Origin of the sequence: Phenylobacterium sp., assembly GCF_030645195.1 — a bacterium.
GTDB lineage: Bacteria > Pseudomonadota > Alphaproteobacteria > Caulobacterales > Caulobacteraceae > Phenylobacterium.
This window is the reverse complement of record NZ_JAUSLW010000198.1, coordinates 75,113-94,828: the sequence shown is the minus strand read 5'-3', so window position 1 is coordinate 94,828 and position 19,716 is coordinate 75,113. Positions and strand designations below refer to the sequence as shown.

Genomic DNA, 19,716 nt, shown 5'->3' with positions numbered 1-19,716 from the left:
CTGTGTCGCTTTGGCCGGGCGGTCAGCCCCTGGGTGAGCCGCCCGGCCTCTCGCCTCCTCAATTCCATGAAGTCTGCGCAACGTCCTCGGCGGCGGCGGCGGTCTCGTCAGCTTGCGGAGCGATTGGTGACCGTTGGCGGGGCGACGAGCTCGACGATGCCGAATTTCACCAGCCATAGCAGACCGCGTTCCAGGAATGACCGTCGGTTGACGGGGAAGGTCTCGAGGATCTCGGCGACGCTGGCCTCCGGCCGCGCCGAGAGATGGCTGAATACCGCCTCGGCCTCCGTCAGACTGGGCAGGGCCCAGGCGCCGAGCGCACCCAGGGGCAGGGTCAGGCGGTCTCGCCCCATCTCCCAGGTCATGGCCGGCGCCACGCGCAGGCGGTCGACGGCCGAGAGAATGCCGGTCGGATAGGTCTCGAACAGCTGGAAGGGGTCGAGCCGTCGCGGATTGTCGATCGGGCTGGTGGAGGCGCCGATCTCCGCCCTCGCGGCCGCGGCTCGCCGGGCCGCCAGCTCCGACCACAGCGCCTGGTAGCGCGGAATGATCGCCGACCAATCGAAATGCTCCCGAGCCTGGCGGGCGGCGGCGGCCCCCATGGCGCCCCGCAGCTCGGGATTGCTGACCAGGGCCACGATCGCCGCCGTGGCCGCGCCATGGTCGACGCCGGTCATCTGGGCGGCGCTGGCCAGATAGAGTTCGTAGGTGATCCAGTCGTTGGCGAACTGATAGGCGAGGTCGCGCCCAAGCCCGGGGCGCGGCGCCGTGGTGGGGATACGGAAGCCATCCACGCCATGGCGGACCGTATCTCGGTAGCCGTCCCAGTCGGTGACCACCGAAGGCAGCCCCGCGGCCATCGCCTCCACCGGGGTCAGGCCGAAGGTCTCCTGCACGTTCTCCGAGAACGAGATGAAGAAGTCCGCGGCCGACCAGAGGGAGAATCGGGTGTCGGCCGGGCGGCCGTCCACCGGCCGATAGTGGATGCTGGGGCAGTAGGCCTGGGTCTGCGCGTGGAAGAGCGCCGTGGTCTCGTCGGTGGCCGACCATCCGCCCACGATCCAGTAGATCGGCCTGCCCGTCTGCTGGGCCGCCGCCTCCAGGGCCAGGGCCATGGTGGCCGGGTTCATCTTGCCCGCGGCGTGGAAGCGACCGAGATAGAGGGCGACGACGGCGTCGGCGGGAATGTCCAGACGGGCGCGCCAGTCGGCGCGGGCCTGGTCGTTGGCGGCGAAGTCCGACGCGTTGACGCCCAGGGGGATGGTGGCGAGTTCCGGGGTCGGGAAGCGCGTGGCTCCCAGCCGGGCCCGCAGGTCCTCCCGGGTCGCCTCCAACAGAACCTCGACCCCCGAGCGGACGGCGTCGGAGGTGCAGATCAGAGCATCCCAGGCCTCGACCGGCGAGGTCATCATGTCGGCGATGATGTCGGTGGCCCGATGGGTCGCGGTGGTGTGAGTGATGCCGCAGAGGCTGTAGCGGTTACGGCCCAGGGGACTGCGCAGCCAGGCCTCGGCCGCCAGGGTGGGCTGGGGAAGGTAGAGGCATCCGGGATCGGCCAGTCGGCCGCGGCCCATCCTGTTCAGCCAGGTCACCGGCCGTGTGCTGGGCTCGATCCGGTCGAGGAGCGGTTGCAGGGCCGCCGGCGGACGTGTGCCGGCGTTGAACAGGTGCAGCCGGTCGATGTCGCCGTGCCGCAGGAAGCCGCGAAGGAAGCTCTCCCCCGCGGAGTGCCGGCCCATCAGCCGGGCGCCGGTGGTGTCATAGCCGTCGGGATGAAAAAAGATCGCCGCATTGCTCATCGGCCTAGGCCGTAGCGGATATTCGCAGGCTCTACAAATTCGCCCAAAAGAAAGGGGCCGCCCCGAAGGGCGGCCCCAAACCTTGGTCCGTCGTCGTCGGTCTTAGGCGACGAAGTCGGTGTGGTCGATGGTGCCGGTGGCGCCCGTCAACTTGATCGCGTTACCGATCGTGTTGGTGCCGGCGCTGTCGGCGAAGACGTAGGTGCCGTCGTCGCTGGCGGTGCCCGAAACCGTGATCACCACGATGTCGCGCGAACCACCAGTGATCAGCGAGTTCGCATCCGTGATGGCTTGCGACAGGCTGGTGGCCGTCGTGCCGATCAGGAAGTTGCTCGCCGTGCCGGTGACACCCAGAGCGAAGGTGTCTTCAGCGGTGAAGGCGACCGTGCCCGAGATCAGGTCGATCGAGGTGGAGGAGGAGTCGCCCGCCGCGAAGACGAAGCGATCCGCGTCACCACCCGCACCGGCCGCGATGGTGTCAACACCAGCGCCGCCCGTGAGGGTTTCGGCACCGGAACCCGCCACGATGGAGTCGTTGCCGACCCCACCGGAGAGCGAACCCGTACCCGCGCCCGTGCTGCTGATGGTGTCGTTGCCATCATCACCAGCGATCGTCTGAGCGCCAGCCGCGACCGTGATCGAGTCGTTGCCCGTGCCGCCGGAGACGTTGTTGGCGCCAGCGCCACCGTCGATGGTGTCAGCGTCGGCCCCACCGGTGATGGTGTCAGCGCCGGCGAGCGTGGTGATCTTGTCCGCGCCCGCGCCGCCGTCGGCGAGGTTGGTGCCACCAACGCCACCGGCGATGGTGTCAGCGTCGTCGCCACCCAGGAGGGTGTCGAGACCCGTGCCACCCAGCAGGCTGTCGGCGCCAACGCCGCCGTCGGCGTAGTTGGTGTCGTTGGCGCCCGAGAGGGTGTCGGCGCCGTCGTTGCCGAACATGGTGTCACGGCCGGTGCCACCGGCGCCGCCGAGGATGGAGTCGTTGCCAGCGTCGCCGGTGGCGTAGTTGGTGCCGTCGCCGAGGCTGATGGCGTCGTTGCCGGCGCCCGAGGTCACGGTGTCGTTGTTCGCGCCGCCGGTGTAGGCGTCGTTGCCCACGCCCAGATCGGCGATGTCGTTGCCGCCGCCGACGTTGGAGACAGCGTCGTCGCCGTCGCCGCCCCAGACCGTGTCAGCGCCAGCGCCGGACACCAGGGAGTCGGAGCCCAGATCGCCGAAGATCAGGTCCGAACCGCCAGCGCCGTCGATGGTGTCGGCGCCTTGGCCGCCCAGGATGGTGTCGGTGTCAGCGCCGCCGAGAACCGAGTCATCGCCGAGGTTGCCGTGGGCGTAGTTGGAGCCCGCGCCAGTCGCGATGATGTCGTTGCCTTGACCGCCGAGCAGGCTGTCGGCCAGAGCGCCGCCGGTGATGTTATCGTTGCCCTGGTTACCCTGGACGGAGTTCACGCCCGTGCCAGCGTTGATGCTGTCGTCGCCGTCGCCGCCGAAGATCACATCGTTGCCGATGCCGGAGGTGATGGTGTCGCTGCCGACGCCGCCGTCGAGGGAGTTCGCGCCATCGCCGCCGAAGACGCTGTCGGCGCCGTCGACGCCGAGCAGGCTGTCAGCGCCCGTGCCGCCGACCACGGTGTCGTTGCCCAGGTCGCCGAAGACCAGGTTGGCGCCGTCGATGGCGTCCAGGTAGTCGTCGCCTTGACCGCCCAGCAGGGTGTCAGCGCCCGTGCCCGCACCGGCGACGACGCTGTCGTTGCCGAGGTTGCCGTGGACGTAGTTGGCGCCCGTGCCGGAAGCGATGGTGTCGTTGCCCTGGCCGCCGAGCAGGGTGTCAGCGCCGGTGCCGGCGAGGATGCTGTCGGCGCCCTGGTTGCCCTGGGCGTAGTTCTTGCCGTCCAGGCCGCTCAGGGTGTCGTCGCCCGCGCCGCCGTAGAGGGCGTCAGCGCCGGCCGAGGCCACCGCGATGGTGTCGGTGTTGTTCGAGCCGATGACCAGCTCGGTGCCGTCGGCGAAGACGCTGTTTTCGTTCTGGGTGATCAGCACCGCCGGGTCGAAGGACCGGGTGGTGCCGGCGTAGGTGACGTCGATGCGCGCCGGGCTAGCGCCCGCCGCCGGAACGTAGACGACGGAAACGGCGGTCGCCGTGGCCGCCGAGGGGAAGACGAGGGTGTCAGCCGCGACAAAGGCCGCCGCGTTCGCCGCCGTCATTGTGTCGAAATAGTACGTAGCCATGAGTCTCTCCAGTCATGTGTCACACGGACCGCCTGAAAACGCCTGGCCACCATTGCCGAATGGCGCGGTCCCAGGAAGTCCTTACCGTCCGCCATAACATGGTCGTGGCGAAGGTTAAACGAGCCCGAGGAAGACGTATCGGAACCGTCGAAAATGCGCAACAGTAAAAACGGCGGGCAACCCACCCCTTCCACAGGCGCGAGCGAGGACGGTTCGCCCCCTGTTCAGTCCTCCTTCAAGGAGTCGCGGATCGTGTCGGTCAGCGGGCTGACGACATAGGACAGGATGGTGCGCGTCCCGGTCGTGATCGACACCGTCGCGGGCATGCCAGGGCTCAGTTTGGCGCCCTTCGGCAGGGTCGCGAGCTGGGCCGGCGGAATGCGGACATCGGCGCGGAAATAGCCCTCGCCGGACTTCGGATCGCTGAGCTGGTCGGCCGAGACGGCGATGACGTCGCCTTCCACCGGCGAGACCTTGCGGTAGTTGAACGCGGTGAGCCGCACCTGGCCCTTCATGCCAACCTTAACGTCATCGATGTCGGCGGGCTTGATTCGCGCCGAGACGATCAGCGGGGCGTTGGCGGGCACGATGTTCATCAGCACCTCGCCGGAGCCGATCACGCCGCCGATGGTCGATTGGCTGAGGTCGAGCACGTAGCCGTCGACCGGCGAGCGCAGGACTGAGTGCTCGAGGGTCTGGAGGGCGGCGGTGAGTCGGGGCGACACGTCCGACAGCCCCGACTGCATCTGCCGCAGCCCTTCGGCCGCCTGGCTGACCCGCTGATCGCGCAGACTGTTGAGCTGCATTCGGGTCTCGCCCTTCTGCTGGCGCAGGCGGGTGATCTCGGAGGTCAGGGCGCCGCGACGGCCGGCCAGCTCCGCCAGGCTGCGGTCATAGCGCAGGATCAGGGTCTTGGGCGCATAGCCCTTCTCATAGAGGGTCTGATAGCCGGCCAGTTCTTCCTTGGTCAGCCGGACCGACTCCTCCAGGGCGTCGAGCTGCGCCTGCACGCCGGAGATCTGGGATTCGATCTGGCTCTGGCGCTGGTTGAGCACATCGGCCTGGCTGTCGAAGAACTGCAGGCGGGTGGTGAACAGCAGCTGCTGATCGCGGATCAGGCCGGCCACGCGGGGGTCCGACATGCGGTTGGTGAGGCTGGCCGGGAAGGCCAGGACGCGCCGGCCCGTCGCCTCGGCCTCGAAGCGCGCGCTCTGCGCGGCCAGGGCGTCATACTGGTTCTGGAAGACGTCGACGGAGGCCCGCGGCTGCACGTCGTCGAGGATCAGCAGCGGTTGGCCCAAGGTCACGTGCTGGCCTTCCTTGACCGGAATGGCTTTGACGGTGCCGCCCTCGCGATGGCGGATGACCTTGCGGTTGGCTTCCACCCGCACGACGCCCTGCGCCATGATCGCGCTGCGAATCGGCGCGACGGCCGCCCAGAGGATCGTGGCGACCACGAAGACCCCGACCACGGCCCCACCGATGATCATCGGTTGCCGCAGCTTGCGCTTCAGCTCCGGATCTAGGCTCTGCTCGGCGCCGCTGAAGGACGGCGTCACATAGGGTTTGAGCGGGGTGACTTCGCGGTTCATCGCGCGGCGCCTATGGCTTGTACGGCGGCCGGCTGGGTGAAGCGGGCCATGACCTGATCGCGCGGGCCGAACAGCTCCATGCGGCCCTCGCGCAGGACCAGGATCTTGTCGGCGGCCCGGAACAGGTTGGGCTTGTGCGAGACCACCACGATGGTGACGCCGGAGGCCTTGAGCGCGTCGAGCGTCGACATCAGGGCGTCCTCGCCCTCGGAGTCGAGGCTGGCGTTAGGCTCGTCGAGCACGACGAAGCGGGGCTGGCCCATCACCGCGCGGGCCAGTCCGATCCTCTGGCGTTGCCCGGCCGAGAGCACGTGGGCGCTCTCCCCGAGGTCGGTGTCATAGCCCTTGGGCAGGCGCAGGATCAGGTCATGCACCCCGGCCAGCTGGGCCGCGGTGATCACATGGCTGTCGTCCACGCCGGGCTGGAAGCGGGCGATATTGTCCCGGATGGTGCCGGCGAACAGCTCGGTGTCCTGCGGCAGGTAGCCGACGTTCCTGCCGAAGTCCTGGCGGTCCCAGGTGAAGACGTCGGCGCCGTCGAGGCGGATGCTGCCGTTGCTCGGCTGCCAGATCCCCATCATCAGACGCGAGAGGGTCGACTTGCCGGCGCCGGAGGGACCGATGATGCCCAGCATCTCGCCGGGCTCGATCTTGAAGTTGACTCCCTGGAGCACGAATCTCTGGCCGCCCGGGGGCACGAAGTTGACGGCCTCGACCGAGAGGCGGCCGGTGGCGCGGGGCAGGCCGGTGACCGGCTTGGCGGGCTTGTAGTCGCCGAACATCAGCATCAGTCGGTCGAAGGCCCGGGTGCCCTGGAGCATGCCGTCCCAGGACCCCACCAGGCGGTCGATGGGCTGCAGGGCGCGCGCGGCCAGGATCATGTTGGCGAACAGCAGGGCCATGTGGATCGTGCCCTTGACCACCAGATAGGCGCCCACGGCGATGATCAGCACCTGGATGCCCTGGCGCCAGAACTTGCTGACGTTGGAGATGGCGCTGGCCAGGGTGCTGGCCTCGGCGCTGCGGTCCATGGTGACCTGGCGGAAGACCGCCCAGCGGCCGCCCAGCGGCTCCACCATGCCCATGGCCCGGACCACCTCGCTGTTGCGCAGGGCCGCGTCGGTGAAGGAATAGCTGCGCAGGGCCGCGTCGTTGGCCTCCCCCAGCATCGGCCGGGTCACGCGGTCCTGGGCCAGGGTCAGGATCACCAGCACCACCGCCCCCAGCAGGGTCACCATGCCCACCAGGGGGTCGATGATCCACAGCACGATCATGAAGATCGGCATCCAGGGCAGGTCGAAGACCACGCCGAAGGTGGGGCCGGTGAGCATCTGGCGGAAGGAGTCGAGGTCGCGAAGGGCCTGGGAGCGGATGGCCGGATTGCCGCGCACAACGCCGTCGAACAGGGCCGAGAAGACGTGGCCCGAGACCCGCTGGTCCATCACCACGCCGAAGTTGATCAGCACCTTGGACCGGTAGTGGTCGATGACGCCGGAGACCGCGAAGGTGGCCAGGACGCCGAAGGTGATCACCAGCAGGGTGGGGATGCTGCCGCTGCTCATCACCCGCCCATAGATCTGGAAGGTGTAGAGCGGCAGGGCCATGTAGAGCAGGTTGGAGACCATCGTGAAGACGAAGGCCACGGCCAGGGACGGATAGCCTTCACGGATCGACCGCGTGAGCGGATTGTTCGGCTGGTCCGCCGACAGCAGCTTGAAGATCTTCATGGGCGCCAGGCCGTCTCGTTACTTGCGGGCGAAGGTTCGCAGCGCGGATCGTGGGCGCCAACTGTCACGACAGCGGGCGGCATGAGCGGGCGAGAGATGATCGGCGCCCTTGGGGATGTCAATGCCGCACGCCCGAGGCGGGCGGGCGCGGCCGCCCCCGACGCGGGATGGCGACCGGGCGAGCTGTGGTAAGGAGCGGGCGACAGAGTTGTGATGGGAGACGTGCCCGGGTGGCCAGGGTCGCAATAATCGGCAGCTGCATAACCCGCGATTTGTGGCCGATCCTGGGCGAAGCGCCCGCGGACCTGCTCTATATCTCGCGCACCAGCCTGCCGAGCCTGTTCGCCCGGCCCCTGGCCGATGTCGAGGTCGCGGCCGATCCGCCGCCGGGCCTGGCGCGGCATCAGAACAACGCCGTGAGGGCCGACCTGCGCAAGTCGTCTCTGGCCGCGCTGATCGCTCACCGTCCCACCCATGTGATCTTCGACTTCATCGACGAACGTTTCGACCTCCTGGCGGCGCGCGACACCCTGGTAACGCACAGCTGGGAGCTCGAGGTCAGCGGCTATCTGACCCAGCCGGACTTTTCCCATGCACGGATCGTGCCGCGGGCCTCGGCCGAGTGCGACCAGCTCTGGGGCGAAGCCTGTGTCGAGCTGGCCGCCTTCCTGCGCCAGACGCCCCTGCGCGAGGCTCGCATCATCCTGCACGAGAGCCAGTGGGCGCAGCGCTACCTGGACCGCGCCGGCCAGCCCCACGACTTCGACCAGGACGTGATGATCTTCGACGGCAACCTGGGCCGGCTGGACGCCCACAACGCCCTGCTGCGCAGCTACCAGGACCGATTCGCCGCCCTCACCGGCGCGTCTCGGGTCCGGGCCGACCCCCGCCTGCGGATGGGGGACGTCGGGCATCGCTGGGGCCTGAGCCCCTTCCACTATGTCGCCGACTACTACCGGGACATCTGGCGCCAGCTGCGGGACCTCGGACTCTAGCCCTCGTCGGACAGCGACGCCCAGCGCTCCAGGGGGGTCAGGCGCGGATCGACGCCGTCGACGACCAGGGGCTCGGCCACCGTCCAGGCGCCGCCCTGCAGATAGTCGGTGAGCGGGTCGACATCGGACCGCAGCTGGTCGCCGCGCAGGGCCATGTAGCGCCCGACGTCGAACCACGGCCCGGGGTTGCGGCCCTCCCGGCCTCCGGCGACCACATAGTGGCTCAGAGCCTCGAAGCCGCCCGCCGCCACGTCGGGATACTCGGTGCGATACCAGGCCGGATCGAACAGCCGGTGCGGCTTCAGGCTCCGGGCCGAGCCCTCGGTGACGTAGTGGACCAGGGCCGGAACCTGCGCCGCCTCGCCCCGCAGGCGGGCGCGGTAGCGGGCGGCCTGGAACAGGGGATGCGGATCGAGGTCGTCCTTCCAGCCCTGGCGCAGATAGTGGGCCAGAGGGTTCTCGCCGCTCTGGGCCAACTCCGGCGCCTGGGCGACATAGTGGCCGATGCTGAACAGGGGGTGGGGATCGAGGCCGAGCGCCGCGCCGATGTGGACGAAGTGCTCCAGGGGCGACAGGCCGGTGGCCGCTAGGTCGGCGGCGTTGCGCGCATTGTAGAAGGCTGGGTCGAACAGCGGATGGGGCGCGCGGCCCTCCATCCAGCCCTGGGCCACATAATGGACCAGGGGAGCCAGCCGGCCGGCGGCCACGTCGGGATAGGCGGTGAGATACCAGGCCTGGTCCAGGAGCGCCGGCGGCTGGAGGCCGGCGTCGGGCCCGCGCCGCGCATAGGCCGCCATGCCCCGCAGATCGCCGCCGCGCCAGAGGCCAGAACGGGCGATCACCAGGGCGCCGCCCAGGGACCGCAGGCCCGCCAGAACTCGGTCGAGGCGACGCTTGATCCGGTTGCGGCGCGTCGCCCGGATCTTCGGGGCGGCCGCCGCGCGATAGGCGGCCGCCGCGGCCGCCCGCCCCTGGGCCTGGGCCTGCGCGTTGGCGACCAGGGCCTGGGCCAGGGCCTGGCTGAGGCGGGAGCGGGTCAGGGCCTCGGCGGTCTGGGCCCGCTGCACCTCCTCGCGCAGGGCGGCGTGGCGCAGGGCCAGGGTCTCGACCTTAGCGAGGAGATCGGGGCCGTCCTGGCCTGGGGTCGCGGAGGTCGCCACGGCTAGAGCGGCGGAATGACGGGCATCTTCAGGCTCGAGAATCCCGAATCCAGATGCTCGATCTCGAGGAAGCCCGCCGAGCGGCCAAAGGCCTTGTAGATCGAGAAGGTCTTGGCGATCCCCAGGGTGGCCGCGCTCTCCAGGGGCGAGATGAAGCTGACGTCGCGGTCCATCCAGTGGGGCCGCCGCATCCAGTAATTCAGCTGGTCGCGGGTCAGGGCGAAGAAGCCGGAATGGGGGTTGCGGGCCCGACGCATCACCATCTGGCGGCCGAGGGGGGCGCCGTAGAGGGCGTCGTCGTCGGGGACGAAGGCGTTCATCTGGTCGGCGATCTGCGCATTGAGATCGCCGTCGATATAGGTCTTCAGGGTCGGGGCCTTGCGGTTCCACTCGATGCGGTTGGGCGACAGCACCCGCTTCTGGCCATAGGCCTGGTTGAACCAGGCCAGCTTGGAGAAGAAGCTCGGATCATTGACCCGCAGGTCGTCCTCGCTGAACACGAAGAGATCGTACTGGTTGGCCCGCTGGGCCATGATCTGGTGGGCGCTGAACCCCAGCATGCGGGGGTTCTCAAGTTCCAGCTTGGCGACCTTCACCCCATAGGTGCGGCAGAAGTCCGGCTCCAGCAGGTGCTTCTCGTGAGTGGTCACGGCGACGATGTCGATGTCGTCGTCGGAACCCACCCCCGGCTGGAAGCTCTTGGTCCCGACATCCATGGTGGTGGAAGTCCCGAACTGACCGCGATAGGCGCAGATCACCTCCTCGACCGCCCGCTTGCGATCCTCGCGGCGCGACTCGCGGGTGGAGGCGTGACGCGGGTTCGCCTCGGCGGAAAAATAGTGGGCGATGGTGACGAGGATTCGCATCGAACAGCCGGCTACGGAAAGGGAGCGGCACGGTAGGGAACCGCCGGCGCCCACGCAAGCCGAGGCTCTGGCGTGGGACGTCGGCGGCCACATGTCGGCGCGTGTCGGTCACCTCGCGGCCCCGCAGATCCTTGCCGGGCAAGGCCCCGCGCCGACTCGCCGCTGAACGCCTTTTCTTCCATCCGCGCCGACCGACATGTGGCCCGGTCGGGGGCCTAGGCCAGGCCCTCGTTCTCCAGCCAGGCCAGGTAGCCGCCGGCCTCGAAGGGGTCCGGGAAGGCCGCCTGCAGGTCGGGGCGGCCGCGATAGAGCACGCGGTGAGCCTTGGCGATCTTCGCCCCGTCGCTGTAGGCCTCGTAGGCCCAGTAGCGCTCGGGAATGATGGGGTCGGTGGTCTTGGCCACCTCGTCCTTGTACCAGCGCCAGATCTCGTAGACCGCGTGGTTGTCCCCGGCGTAGCGCTTGGTCATGGCGTCGCCGGTGGGGCCGAGCTTGGTGAAGTGCCAGAAGCGCAAGGGATGGCCGTTGACGGTGATCGCCCCATCCTTGCCCACCGCCACCGTGCGCTTGGAGAGGTTCCAGCTGGCGACGTTGTAGCCGGGGTCGCGGACCACCTTGACGTGATCGAACAGGGCCGGGACGTGGTCGCACCAGCGCTGGTCGACGAAGAGGCCGTTGGGGATATCGTCGTAGCAGAAGGAAAGTAGGCGGTCGTTCCACCACTTGCCGAACCGCGAGCCCTCCCCGCCCGCCTTCACCGCCACGAAGCCCAGGTTGAAGATGCCGGTGCGCGAGGCCGAGAGGTCGTTGTCGAGGATGGCCTCCAGCTCGTCATTGGCGTCGATGAGGTGGGGGGTCAGCAGGATGTCGTCGACAGCCAGCATCTGCTCCAGGGGGGCTAGGCTGGCGAACAGGGCGGTGTCGGGATCGAGATAGACCACCGCATCGGCGCCGGCGCCCAACGCCTGATGCAGGAAGGGGCCTTTCACCGCGGTGCAGACCTCCACCACGTCGTGCTTGAACAGCCAGGTCTTGAAGTCGGGGATTCCCAGGTCCTGGGCGTAGACCACCCGGTCGAAGGGCTCGGTGGCCGGATCGAAGCGGAAGCCCGGGGGCGGCTCGTCGGTGATCAGGGCCACCCGCTCCCAGTCCGGCTGGTGCGCCTTGAGGGTCTGGAACAGCACCCGGGCGCGGTTCAGATAGGAGAAGGTGAAGCTGGAGAAGCAGACGACCTTCACGCTGCGGTCTCCGCGATCAGGTCGGCGGACAGGTTGCTGAACTCCAGGTCATAGAGCGGCGGGGCGCGCCGGGCGCGGGCGAGCTTAAGGATCTCGCCGCTTTCGAACATCGCAAACAGGGCCGCCTCGTCAGGCAGGACCAGGCCATGACCGCCCTCTCGCGTGAAGGCGGCGATATTGCCCGAATCGGGGCCGGTGACGATGGCCGACCCGGCGGCGGCCGCCTCATAGGCGGTCAGCGAGAAGGTCTCGCGGCACAGGGACCAGATCATCGCCGCGTCGATCTCCAGGCGCCTGAGCGCGTCGCGCATGGCCATGGGCTTGCGGGCGGTGGCCGAGACCGGATGGTGCTCCAGGGGCAGGCCTGGCATCGGGGTCTTGCCCAGGTGCAGGAAGGTGTAGCGCGGGTCCTTCTCGAACCGGATGGCCAGGTCGCGGAAGATCGGCCAGCCCTTGTGCAGGGATGGCGTGCCGGGGAAGGCGAAGCGGAAGGGTCCCGGCGTCGGCGCGCGCGGGCGCGCGCGGCTCGGGACCAGGCGGGCCAGGGGCAGGACGCGGGCGTCGACGGCGTCCAGGTCCGAGCCGCCGCGCCAAGTGTCCATCGCCGCCTGGGAGGGGGAGACCACCGTCAGGTCCAGGTGACGGAACAGCCGGGTGTGCTCGGCGATGTGCAGCTCGCGATAGGGGCCATAGAGGCAGATGCCGCAGGCCGGGCTGCTCGGGGGCGGGGCGCCGCAGTCCTCGACATCGTTGCGCAGCAGGTGGATCCCCGCGCAGAGGCTGGTGAAGTCGTGGGTCCAGTAACAGCCGGCCTGCGCGCCGGCGACCCGCACCACGTCGATCACCTCGCGGCTGGAATGGCCCAGCATGGAGTGGATGGCGAAGCTGCGCTCGCCGTCACGCCAGTTCGCCAGGGCCGCCCGCAGCCCCTCGATCACCACCGGCGGGACGAAGGCGCCCACCTTCTGGCCGTTCCACAACACTCCGAGCGGCGGGCCCGACAGGCCCGTGGCGACGATGGGCCAGGGGGAGGCCGGATAGATGTGCAGGTGGTCGCGTCCCAGTTCGGCGAATCGCTGCGCCTCCCGCTGGACGCTGGCCTGCACCCCGCCCACCACGGCGGCGTAGTTGTCGTGGCTGAAGGTGATGTGCAGGTGGCGCCGTCCCGAGCGCGACTCTGCGAGCCCCGCCACGAGATCCTCCGCGGGGCTGAGGCCGACGGCGCGGGCCCAGACCTCGCAGTCGGCCAGCCGCTCCTGCAGGGGCCGCAGCCGGGCCACCGCGTCGTGGCGGAAGCCCAGCCGGCGCACGGCGATGCGGCCCTCGCGCCGTCCCTGGCTGAGGTAGTGGACGAAGGGCTGGACCCCGGCGGCGGCCACGTCGGGATTGAGTTCCAGATAGTCGGCCAGGCTGAAGTCCCGCGACGGATCGCGCCCCTCCTTCCAGCCGCGCTGGAGGAAGTGGTCCAGCGGGTCCTGGCCGGCGGCGGCCACGTCGGGATTGTTGAACAGGTAGAAGGCCGGATCGAACTCGGTGGCCGCCAGCGCCCGGTCGGCGGCGGTGACGGGAACGTCGGCCTTGCCGTCGCGCGCCAGCTTCCGCGCCTCCAGATAGGCCAGGGCCCGGACCGAGGGGACGGCTTCGCGGCCCTCCCGGCGGCCCATGGCCAGGTAGTGGTAGAGGGGGTTGGCGCCGCCCTCGGCGACGTCGGGATAGCGCTCCAGATAGCCGGTGGTGGAGAACCAGGGCGCGGGATCGCGCCCCTCGCGCCAGCCGGCCTGCGCATAGTGGGCCAGGAGGTCGACGCCGGTGGCGGCCAGGTCCGGGTAGGTCGCGCCATAGAAGGCCACGTCCACAGCCGGACCCAGCACCAGCAGGCTGCGATCGAGGGCGGCGGCCATGGGACGAACTCTCTCCAAGGCGGTGAGCTGTGCCGCAGAAACCCGCCCCGATCAACCGCGCCCTTGCCCGCGCGCGCCGGCGGTCATAGAGGCAAGGGTTCACGCGCGTTCGTGGCGCGCCAGTGGGGCCCGATGGCGAGAACGACAACCCGACCGGCCAAGCATGGCGCCTACCTCGTCCTGGGCATGCACCGGTCCGGCACCTCGGCGGCGACCCAGTTGCTGGCGCTCGCCGGCGCCGAGCTGCCGCAGAACGTCATGCCCGGCGACGAGCACAACGCGCGGGGCTATTTCGAGCCCTGGAAGATCGCGCTGTTCAACGATGAACGCCTGCGGGCTGGCGGCAGCGCCTGGGACGACGTCTTCGCCCTGCCCTACGCCCCGCTGGCCAAGGCCGACGAGGCCGCCTGGATCGCACGGGCCACCGCCCTCTATCGCGACGAGTTCGGCGAGGCCCGCTTCCCCCTGCTGAAGGACCCCCGCGTCTCGGTCCTGGCCCCCCTGTGGCGGGCGGTGCTGAAGGACGTGGGCATGCCGGCCCGGGTGGTGATTCCCGTGCGTTCCCCCCTGGCCGTGGCCGGGTCGCTGGCCCGCCGCGACGGGTTCCCCGTGGAGAAGTCGGTGCTGCTATGGTGCGCCTACATGCTGGCCGCCGAGCTCTATTCCCGCGACCTGCCCCGGGCCTTCATCTCCTATGACGGCCTGATCGCCGACTGGCGGGCCGAGGTGGTGCGCATCGAGGCCGCCCACGGCGCGCCCCTGCCCCGGATGAGCCCGCATGCCGAGCGGGAGATCGACGCCTTCCTCACCGGCGACCTGCGCCACAACGCCGGGACCGGCGACCTGGCCGCCGTGCCCACCGTGGGGCCGATGGCCAAGACCGTGTTCGACTGGTTCGCCGCCGCCGCCGTGGGGCCGCACCCGCCGCTCGCGCCCCTGGAGGCCGCCGCCGCCCAGATCGCCGAGCTGAAGGCGAAGATGGGCCCCTTCGTCTCGCCGGTGACCTGCGCCCTGTCGGCGGCCCGCGCCGAGCTGGACGAGGCCGTGCAGGACCGGGCCCGCGACGCCTTCCACACCCGTGAGCTGGAGACCGAGCTGGCCCTGCTGCGTCGCGAGCGCGCCGCGATCGAGGCCCAGGTCGACAACCTCCTGGCCGCCCGCTGATCGCCTTGACCAAACGCCCCACCCGGAAAAAGACGGAGATCTCCGCCGTCGCCACCGAACTCCTGGACCGCCGCCGCGCCCTGCATGCGGCCCATGTGGCCCTGGCCCAGGACCGCTGGAAACGCTTCCAGGCCGCCGCCGCCAGGCGCCAGTGGGACCGCGAGCGCGGCCGGCTGGAGCAGCGGTTCGACCTGACGCTGGCGCGGGGCAAGTGGCCGGGGCGTGTGGCCCTGATCCTGCGCTCGGGCCTGTGGACCTTCGGCCTCGACAAGGGCCTGGGCCGCGAGGGCGGCGCGACCCGCGGGGTGATCAGCTATGTCCGGGCCGGGCCCGATTCCAACGCCCACCCCAAGGCCCTGTTCGACCAGACCTGGTACATCGAGAAGAACCCGGACCTGGCCGGCACCGCCTGGGCGCCGCTGGCCCACTATCTGGTGGCCGGCGACAAGGAGGGGCGCGACCCGCACCCCCTGTTCGACCTGGCCGACTACCGGTCGCGCCACGCGGTCAAGATCGCCGCCAGCGGCCTGACGGCCCTGCAGCACTTCGTCTTCACCGGGGCACGGGAGGGGTTCGATCCCCACCCGCTGTTCGACCTTCGCCACTATGTCGGCCAGGCCGAGGAGGTGGCCCGGTCCGGCGAGAACCCGTTGGCCCACTACCTGCGCGAGGGCTGGCGGCTGGGCTATGAGCCGCATCCGCTGTTCTCCGGCGCCTGGTACCTGCAGCAGAACCCCGACGTGGCCGAGCGCGGCGTCCCGCCCCTGCTGCACTATGTCACCAGCGGGGCCGGCGAGGGCCGCCCGCCCCATCCGCTATTCGACACCGGCTGGTACGCCGACCGTTACCGCGATGCGACCGCGCTCGGCGCCAGCCCGCTGGCCGACTTCCTGGCCCATGGCCGCGAGGGCGGACGCGACCCCAGCGTCCACTTCGATTCGGCCTTCTATCTGGAGCAGAACCCCCAGGCGCCGGCGGGCGTCCATCCGCTGCTGCACTACATGGCGGCAGGCGCCTTCGAGGGCGCCTCCCCGGCCGCCGACTTCGACGAACTGACCTATCTGGCCGCCAATCCCCAGGCCGCCGAGGCCCCGATCTCGGCCCTGGAGCACTGGGCGCTGAGCCGGGCGCCCAAGCCCGATCCCGGGGCCGGCCACGCCCGGGCCGGCGGCTCCGACGTGGGCCTGTTCGAGCAGCTGCGCGGCGCGCGCAACCGCGACGCCAGCCTCTACGACGTCCAGGCCTATCGCGACCTGACCACCGAGCGCCGGCGCATCGAGGACGGCCGCAAGGCGGGCCTCAAGGTCAAGCCCCTGAAGCTGATCAAGATCACCGACCTGGAGAAGGGCGCGGCGGGCCTGGCCTTCCACGCGGCGGCCAGGCCCGCGGCCTCCATCGTCATCCCGGCCTACAATAATCTGAAGTTCACCCTGGAGTGCCTCGCCTCCCTGCAGGCCGCGGGGGGACTGGAGACCGCCGAGGTGATCGTCATCGACGACGCCTCGGCCGACGAGACCTCGGCGGTGCTGGCCAAGGTCCAGGGCCTGACCCTGCTGACCAACCCCGAGAACCTCGGCTTCATCCGCACCTGCAACCGGGCGGCGCAGGCGGCGCGGGGCGAGGTGGTGATCTTCCTGAACAACGACGTCCAGGTGCGGCCGGGCTGGCTTTCGGCCCTGCTGGCGCCCTTCGACGAGGAAACCGGTGTCGGGGCCGTGGCGCCGAAGATGCTGTTCCCCGACGGCCGGCTGCAGGAGGCCGGCGCCCGGATCGCGCCGGACGGGACCGCCGAGATGATCGGGCTGTTCGAGGACCCGGCCCTGCCCCGCTGGAACGTGCGCCGCGAGGTGGACTACGCCTCCGGCGCCTGCCTGGCGGTGCGGCGCGAGGTATTCGCCGAGCTAGGGGGCTTCGACCTGGCCTTCGCCCCGGCCTATTGCGAGGACGCCGACCTCTGCTTCCGCCTGCGGGAGCGTGGCTTGAGGATCATCTACGAGCCGACCTCCGAGATCGTCCACCACCTGTCGGTGACCGCCAACTCCATCGACGCCGGCTACAAGATGCGGCTGGCGACGCGGAACCAGCAGGCCTTCGTCGAGCGCTGGGGCGAGCGCCTGGAGGCGCTCAACACCATCCGCACCATCGCCTTCCACCTGCCCCAGTTCCACGCCATCCCCGAGAACGACCGCTGGTGGGGGGCGGGCTTCACCGAGTGGACCAACGTCACCCGGGCCCTGCCCAACTATCGCGGCCACTACCAACCCCACCTGCCCGCCGACCTCGGCTTCTACGACCTGTCGGACGCCCAAGCCCTGAAGCGCCAGGGGGAGCTGGCCGCCCGCTACGGGATCGGCGGCTTCTGCCACTATTTCTACTGGTTCTCCGGCGGCCGCCGGGTGCTGGAAAAGCCACTGGAGCACCTGCTCACCGGGGCGGCGGGCGACTTCCCCTTCTGCCTGTGCTGGGCCAACGAGAACTGGACTCGGACCTGGGACGGCCAGTCCGGCGACGTGCTGCTGGCCCAGACCTATGAGGAGGGCGACGCCGAGGCCCTGATCGCCGAGATGGGCCCGTACCTCAAGCGCCCCAACTACATCCGGGTCAACGGCAAGCCCCTGGTCCTGCTCTACCGGCCGGGCCTGCTGCCCGACGCCAAGCTGTGGGCGGCCCATTGGCGCGACTGGTGCGCCAGGAACGGCGTGGGCGAGATCTACCTGGCCTATGTGGAGAGCTTCGAGATGGCCGGCGGGGTGACTGATCCGGCCAGCCTGGGCTTCGACGCCAGTGTGGAGTTCCCGCCGGCCGGGTCCCAGGCCCTGATCCATCCGCCGGGACCGCTCTACAACGCCCGCTTCGAGGGCCGGGTGAACGACTACCGCCAGATCGTCCGCCGCTACATGGCCGAGGCCGTCCCGCCCCATACCCGCTTCCGTGGCGCCATGCCGAGCTGGGACAACACCGCGCGGCGGCAGGACAATAGCTGGTCGCACCACCACGCCACGCCCGGCGCCTTCCAGGCCTGGCTGGAAGCCATGTTCGCCGACACCCGGCGGCAGAACTTCGGCGAGGAGCGGATCGTCTTCATCAACGCCTGGAACGAATGGGCCGAGGGCGCGCACCTGGAGCCCGACCAGCGCTATGGCCACGGCTGGCTGGAGGCGGTGAAGAACGCCGCCGACGCCGCCCTGCTGGACAAGCCGTGAGCGGCGACCTCGTCCTGGTGGGCCACCCCTTCTCGGCCATCGGCATGGCCGAGCACGTCCGCTCGGCCTGGCGGGCGTTCCGGGCGGCGGGGATCTCGCCGGGCCTGATCGACATCTACGGCCTGGACCGCAACAAGGACGCCGACTTCGAGCGCGAGTTCGGACCCCACACGGTCCCGACCCTGAGCCCCCGCGCCAACCTCTTCTGCATCAACGCCAACGAGGTGGAGCAGGCCCTGGGGGTGCTGGAGGCCACCGGCTCCAAGGCCGCCTTCGAGAGCGCCTACAACATCATCTATCCGGCCTGGGAGCTGGCGAAATATCCCGAGCCCTGGGCGCGGATCCTGGAGCGCTTCGACGAGGTCTGGGCGCCCTCGGACTTCATCGGCCAGGCCATCACGCCGGCGGTCAGCAAGCCGGTGGCCCACATGCCGTTGGCCGTCGACCTGACCCTGTCGAGCTTCCTGGGGCGGCGCGCCTTCGGCATTCCCGAGCACGCCTTCGTGGTGCTGTTCTCCTTCGACTTCTCGTCCTTCTCCGAGCGCAAGAACCCCCTGGCCATGCTGGAGGCCTTCGAGCGCCTCTGCGCCCTGCGGCCGGCCGCGCCCCTGCACGCCATCGTCAAGTACAAGGGCGGCGACGCCAAGCACCCGGCCCGCAAGGCCCTGGAGGCCCGACTCTCAGCCCTCGGCGGCCGGGCCCAGGGGATCACCCGGGAGCTTTCCGACAATGAGAACAAGAACCTGATCCGCTGCGCCGACGCCTTCGTCTCCCTGCACCGCTCGGAGGGATTCGGACGGGGTCCGGCCGAGGCCATGGCGCTGGGCCGCGTCGCCATCGCCACCAACTATTCGGGCAACCTGGACTTCATGACCCCGGAGACCGGCCTGCTGGTGGACTACGACCTGATCCCCGTGCCCGCCGACGCCTACCTCTTCCCCGAGGGCCAGGTCTGGGCCGACGCCCATGTCGATCACGCCGTGGCGCTGATGGCCCGCATGCTGGACCACCCCGGGGAGGCTCGCGCGCTCGGCCGCCGCGCCAGCCGCCATATCCGCACGAACTTCGGCGCCCGGGCCGTGGGCCTGCGCTACGCCGCCCGGCTGGACGAGCTGGCTAGGGTTTAGGTTTGGGCGCCGGCTTGGCGGGTTCCGGCCGCTTGGGCGGCGGGGCCAGGCCCAGGGCCTCGCGGCCGGGATTCTCGGTCACCGCGATCTGCCGGATCACGAAGCCGCCGCCCGGCGAGTCGTCGGTGTCCAGGCGGATCTGGCTGATGAGGGACGTCGTCCAGTCATCGCCCCCGCCCATCGGATGGGCCATGTCATAGGCCAGGATCAGGGTCTCGTTGACGGCGGGATTTCCCCCCATCACCGGCTTGGCGAAGAAGCCCTGGGATTCCCCGTGGGCCAGGGTCGAATAGTAGAGGGCGCCGTCCCAGGCGGGGCTGGCCTGCTTGCGGGTCAGGCGCACCAGCACCAGGGAGCCGCGGGCGCCGTTGAGCTCCAGGCCGCTGGGAGAGCGCAGGGCCGGGTCGGCCGCCTGGTTGGTGAGCCGCAGGCCGGCGTTCTGGGCCAGGCCCGTCAGGCCGCCGGTGAGCACCCAGCCGTCGCTGGCGCCGTCGAAGGTCCACATCCGCACCGCCTTCAGGGGGGTCGCCCCCAGGCGGAAGGTCTGTTCGGCGGGGTCCCAGGTGATCGGCTGGGCCCGCGTCGAGGGGGCCACGACCTTGTCCACCGGCAGGGCGGGCTTGGGGACCGGCGCCAGCCTGGGCGTGCGAGGGGCGGGCTTGTCGCAGGCCGAAAGCACCAGGACCAGGGCCAGGATCGGCAGGATCGGGCGGGCCAT

The 19,716-nt window shown here is 70.1% G+C and carries 13 protein-coding genes; 4 read left to right on the top strand and 9 right to left on the bottom strand.

Translation table 11 applies throughout. The features are described from left to right. Window positions 1-107: 107 nt before the first annotated feature. From Q7T09_RS17370 to Q7T09_RS17355, 4 genes are all read right to left on the bottom strand, one after another. Window positions 108-1,799, bottom strand: coding sequence for a glycosyltransferase family 4 protein (locus Q7T09_RS17370; RefSeq protein ID WP_304701414.1), 1,692 nt, complete (start codon window positions 1,797-1,799; stop codon window positions 108-110). 102 nt (window positions 1,800-1,901) lie between these two features. Further along, on the bottom strand, window positions 1,902-4,025 hold the full coding sequence (locus tag Q7T09_RS17365) for a calcium-binding protein (RefSeq protein ID WP_304701413.1): 2,124 nt from the start codon (window positions 4,023-4,025) through the stop codon (window positions 1,902-1,904). A 224-nt stretch (window positions 4,026-4,249) separates the two neighbouring features. Next, window positions 4,250-5,617, bottom strand: a complete 1,368-nt coding sequence (locus Q7T09_RS17360) for an HlyD family type I secretion periplasmic adaptor subunit (protein ID WP_304701411.1) — start codon at window positions 5,615-5,617, stop codon at window positions 4,250-4,252. Further along, window positions 5,614-7,344: a type I secretion system permease/ATPase gene (locus tag Q7T09_RS17355; RefSeq protein WP_304701409.1), complete on the bottom strand. Its 1,731-nt coding sequence runs from the start codon at window positions 7,342-7,344 to the stop codon at window positions 5,614-5,616. The genes Q7T09_RS17360 and Q7T09_RS17355 overlap by 4 nt, the downstream gene beginning before the upstream one ends. A 167-nt stretch (window positions 7,345-7,511) precedes the next feature. On the opposite strand from Q7T09_RS17355, the gene Q7T09_RS17350 reads away from it, so the two are divergent. Continuing rightward, window positions 7,512-8,339 (top strand): DUF6270 domain-containing protein, encoded by an 828-nt coding sequence (locus Q7T09_RS17350; protein ID WP_304701408.1) that lies wholly within the window; start codon window positions 7,512-7,514, stop codon window positions 8,337-8,339. Here Q7T09_RS17350 and Q7T09_RS17345 read toward each other — a convergent pair. The 4 genes from Q7T09_RS17345 to Q7T09_RS17330 all read right to left on the bottom strand — a co-directional run bounded on the left by Q7T09_RS17345 (window position 8,336) and on the right by Q7T09_RS17330 (window position 13,504). Then, window positions 8,336-9,499 (bottom strand): hypothetical protein, encoded by a 1,164-nt coding sequence (locus Q7T09_RS17345; protein ID WP_304701406.1) that lies wholly within the window; start codon window positions 9,497-9,499, stop codon window positions 8,336-8,338. The two genes, Q7T09_RS17350 and Q7T09_RS17345, sit on opposite strands and share 4 nt — an antisense overlap. 2 nt (window positions 9,500-9,501) lie before the next feature. Beyond that, window positions 9,502-10,365, bottom strand: a complete 864-nt coding sequence (locus tag Q7T09_RS17340) for a hypothetical protein (RefSeq protein ID WP_304701405.1) — start codon at window positions 10,363-10,365, stop codon at window positions 9,502-9,504. Window positions 10,366-10,580: 215 nt separating this feature from the next. Further along, the gene (locus Q7T09_RS17335) at window positions 10,581-11,603 is read right to left on the bottom strand and encodes a hypothetical protein (RefSeq protein WP_304701403.1); all 1,023 of its coding nucleotides are present in this window, start codon (window positions 11,601-11,603) and stop codon (window positions 10,581-10,583) included. Next, window positions 11,600-13,504: a hypothetical protein gene (locus Q7T09_RS17330; protein ID WP_304701402.1), complete on the bottom strand. Its 1,905-nt coding sequence runs from the start codon at window positions 13,502-13,504 to the stop codon at window positions 11,600-11,602. Before Q7T09_RS17330 ends, Q7T09_RS17335 begins: the two co-directional genes overlap by 4 nt. A 132-nt stretch (window positions 13,505-13,636) precedes the next feature. On the opposite strand from Q7T09_RS17330, the gene Q7T09_RS17325 reads away from it, so the two are divergent. From Q7T09_RS17325 to Q7T09_RS17315, 3 genes are read left to right on the top strand one after another with little or no spacing between them, the layout of a single operon-like run. Continuing rightward, complete coding sequence (locus Q7T09_RS17325) at window positions 13,637-14,668, top strand: sulfotransferase family protein (RefSeq protein ID WP_304701401.1); 1,032 nt, start codon at window positions 13,637-13,639, stop codon at window positions 14,666-14,668. Window positions 14,669-14,673: 5 nt separating this feature from the next. Further along, window positions 14,674-17,871 carry a glycoside hydrolase family 99-like domain-containing protein gene (locus tag Q7T09_RS17320; RefSeq protein WP_304701399.1) on the top strand — a complete coding sequence of 1,066 codons (3,198 nt, stop codon included), beginning with the start codon at window positions 14,674-14,676 and terminating at the stop codon, window positions 17,869-17,871. Further along, complete coding sequence (locus Q7T09_RS17315; RefSeq protein ID WP_304701398.1) at window positions 17,868-18,998, top strand: glycosyltransferase family 4 protein; 1,131 nt, start codon at window positions 17,868-17,870, stop codon at window positions 18,996-18,998. The genes Q7T09_RS17320 and Q7T09_RS17315 overlap by 4 nt, the downstream gene beginning before the upstream one ends. On the opposite strand, the gene Q7T09_RS17310 is transcribed toward Q7T09_RS17315, so the two are convergent. Continuing rightward, on the bottom strand, window positions 18,988-19,716 hold the full coding sequence (locus Q7T09_RS17310) for a hypothetical protein (RefSeq protein ID WP_304701397.1): 729 nt from the start codon (window positions 19,714-19,716) through the stop codon (window positions 18,988-18,990). The genes Q7T09_RS17315 and Q7T09_RS17310 overlap by 11 nt on opposite strands.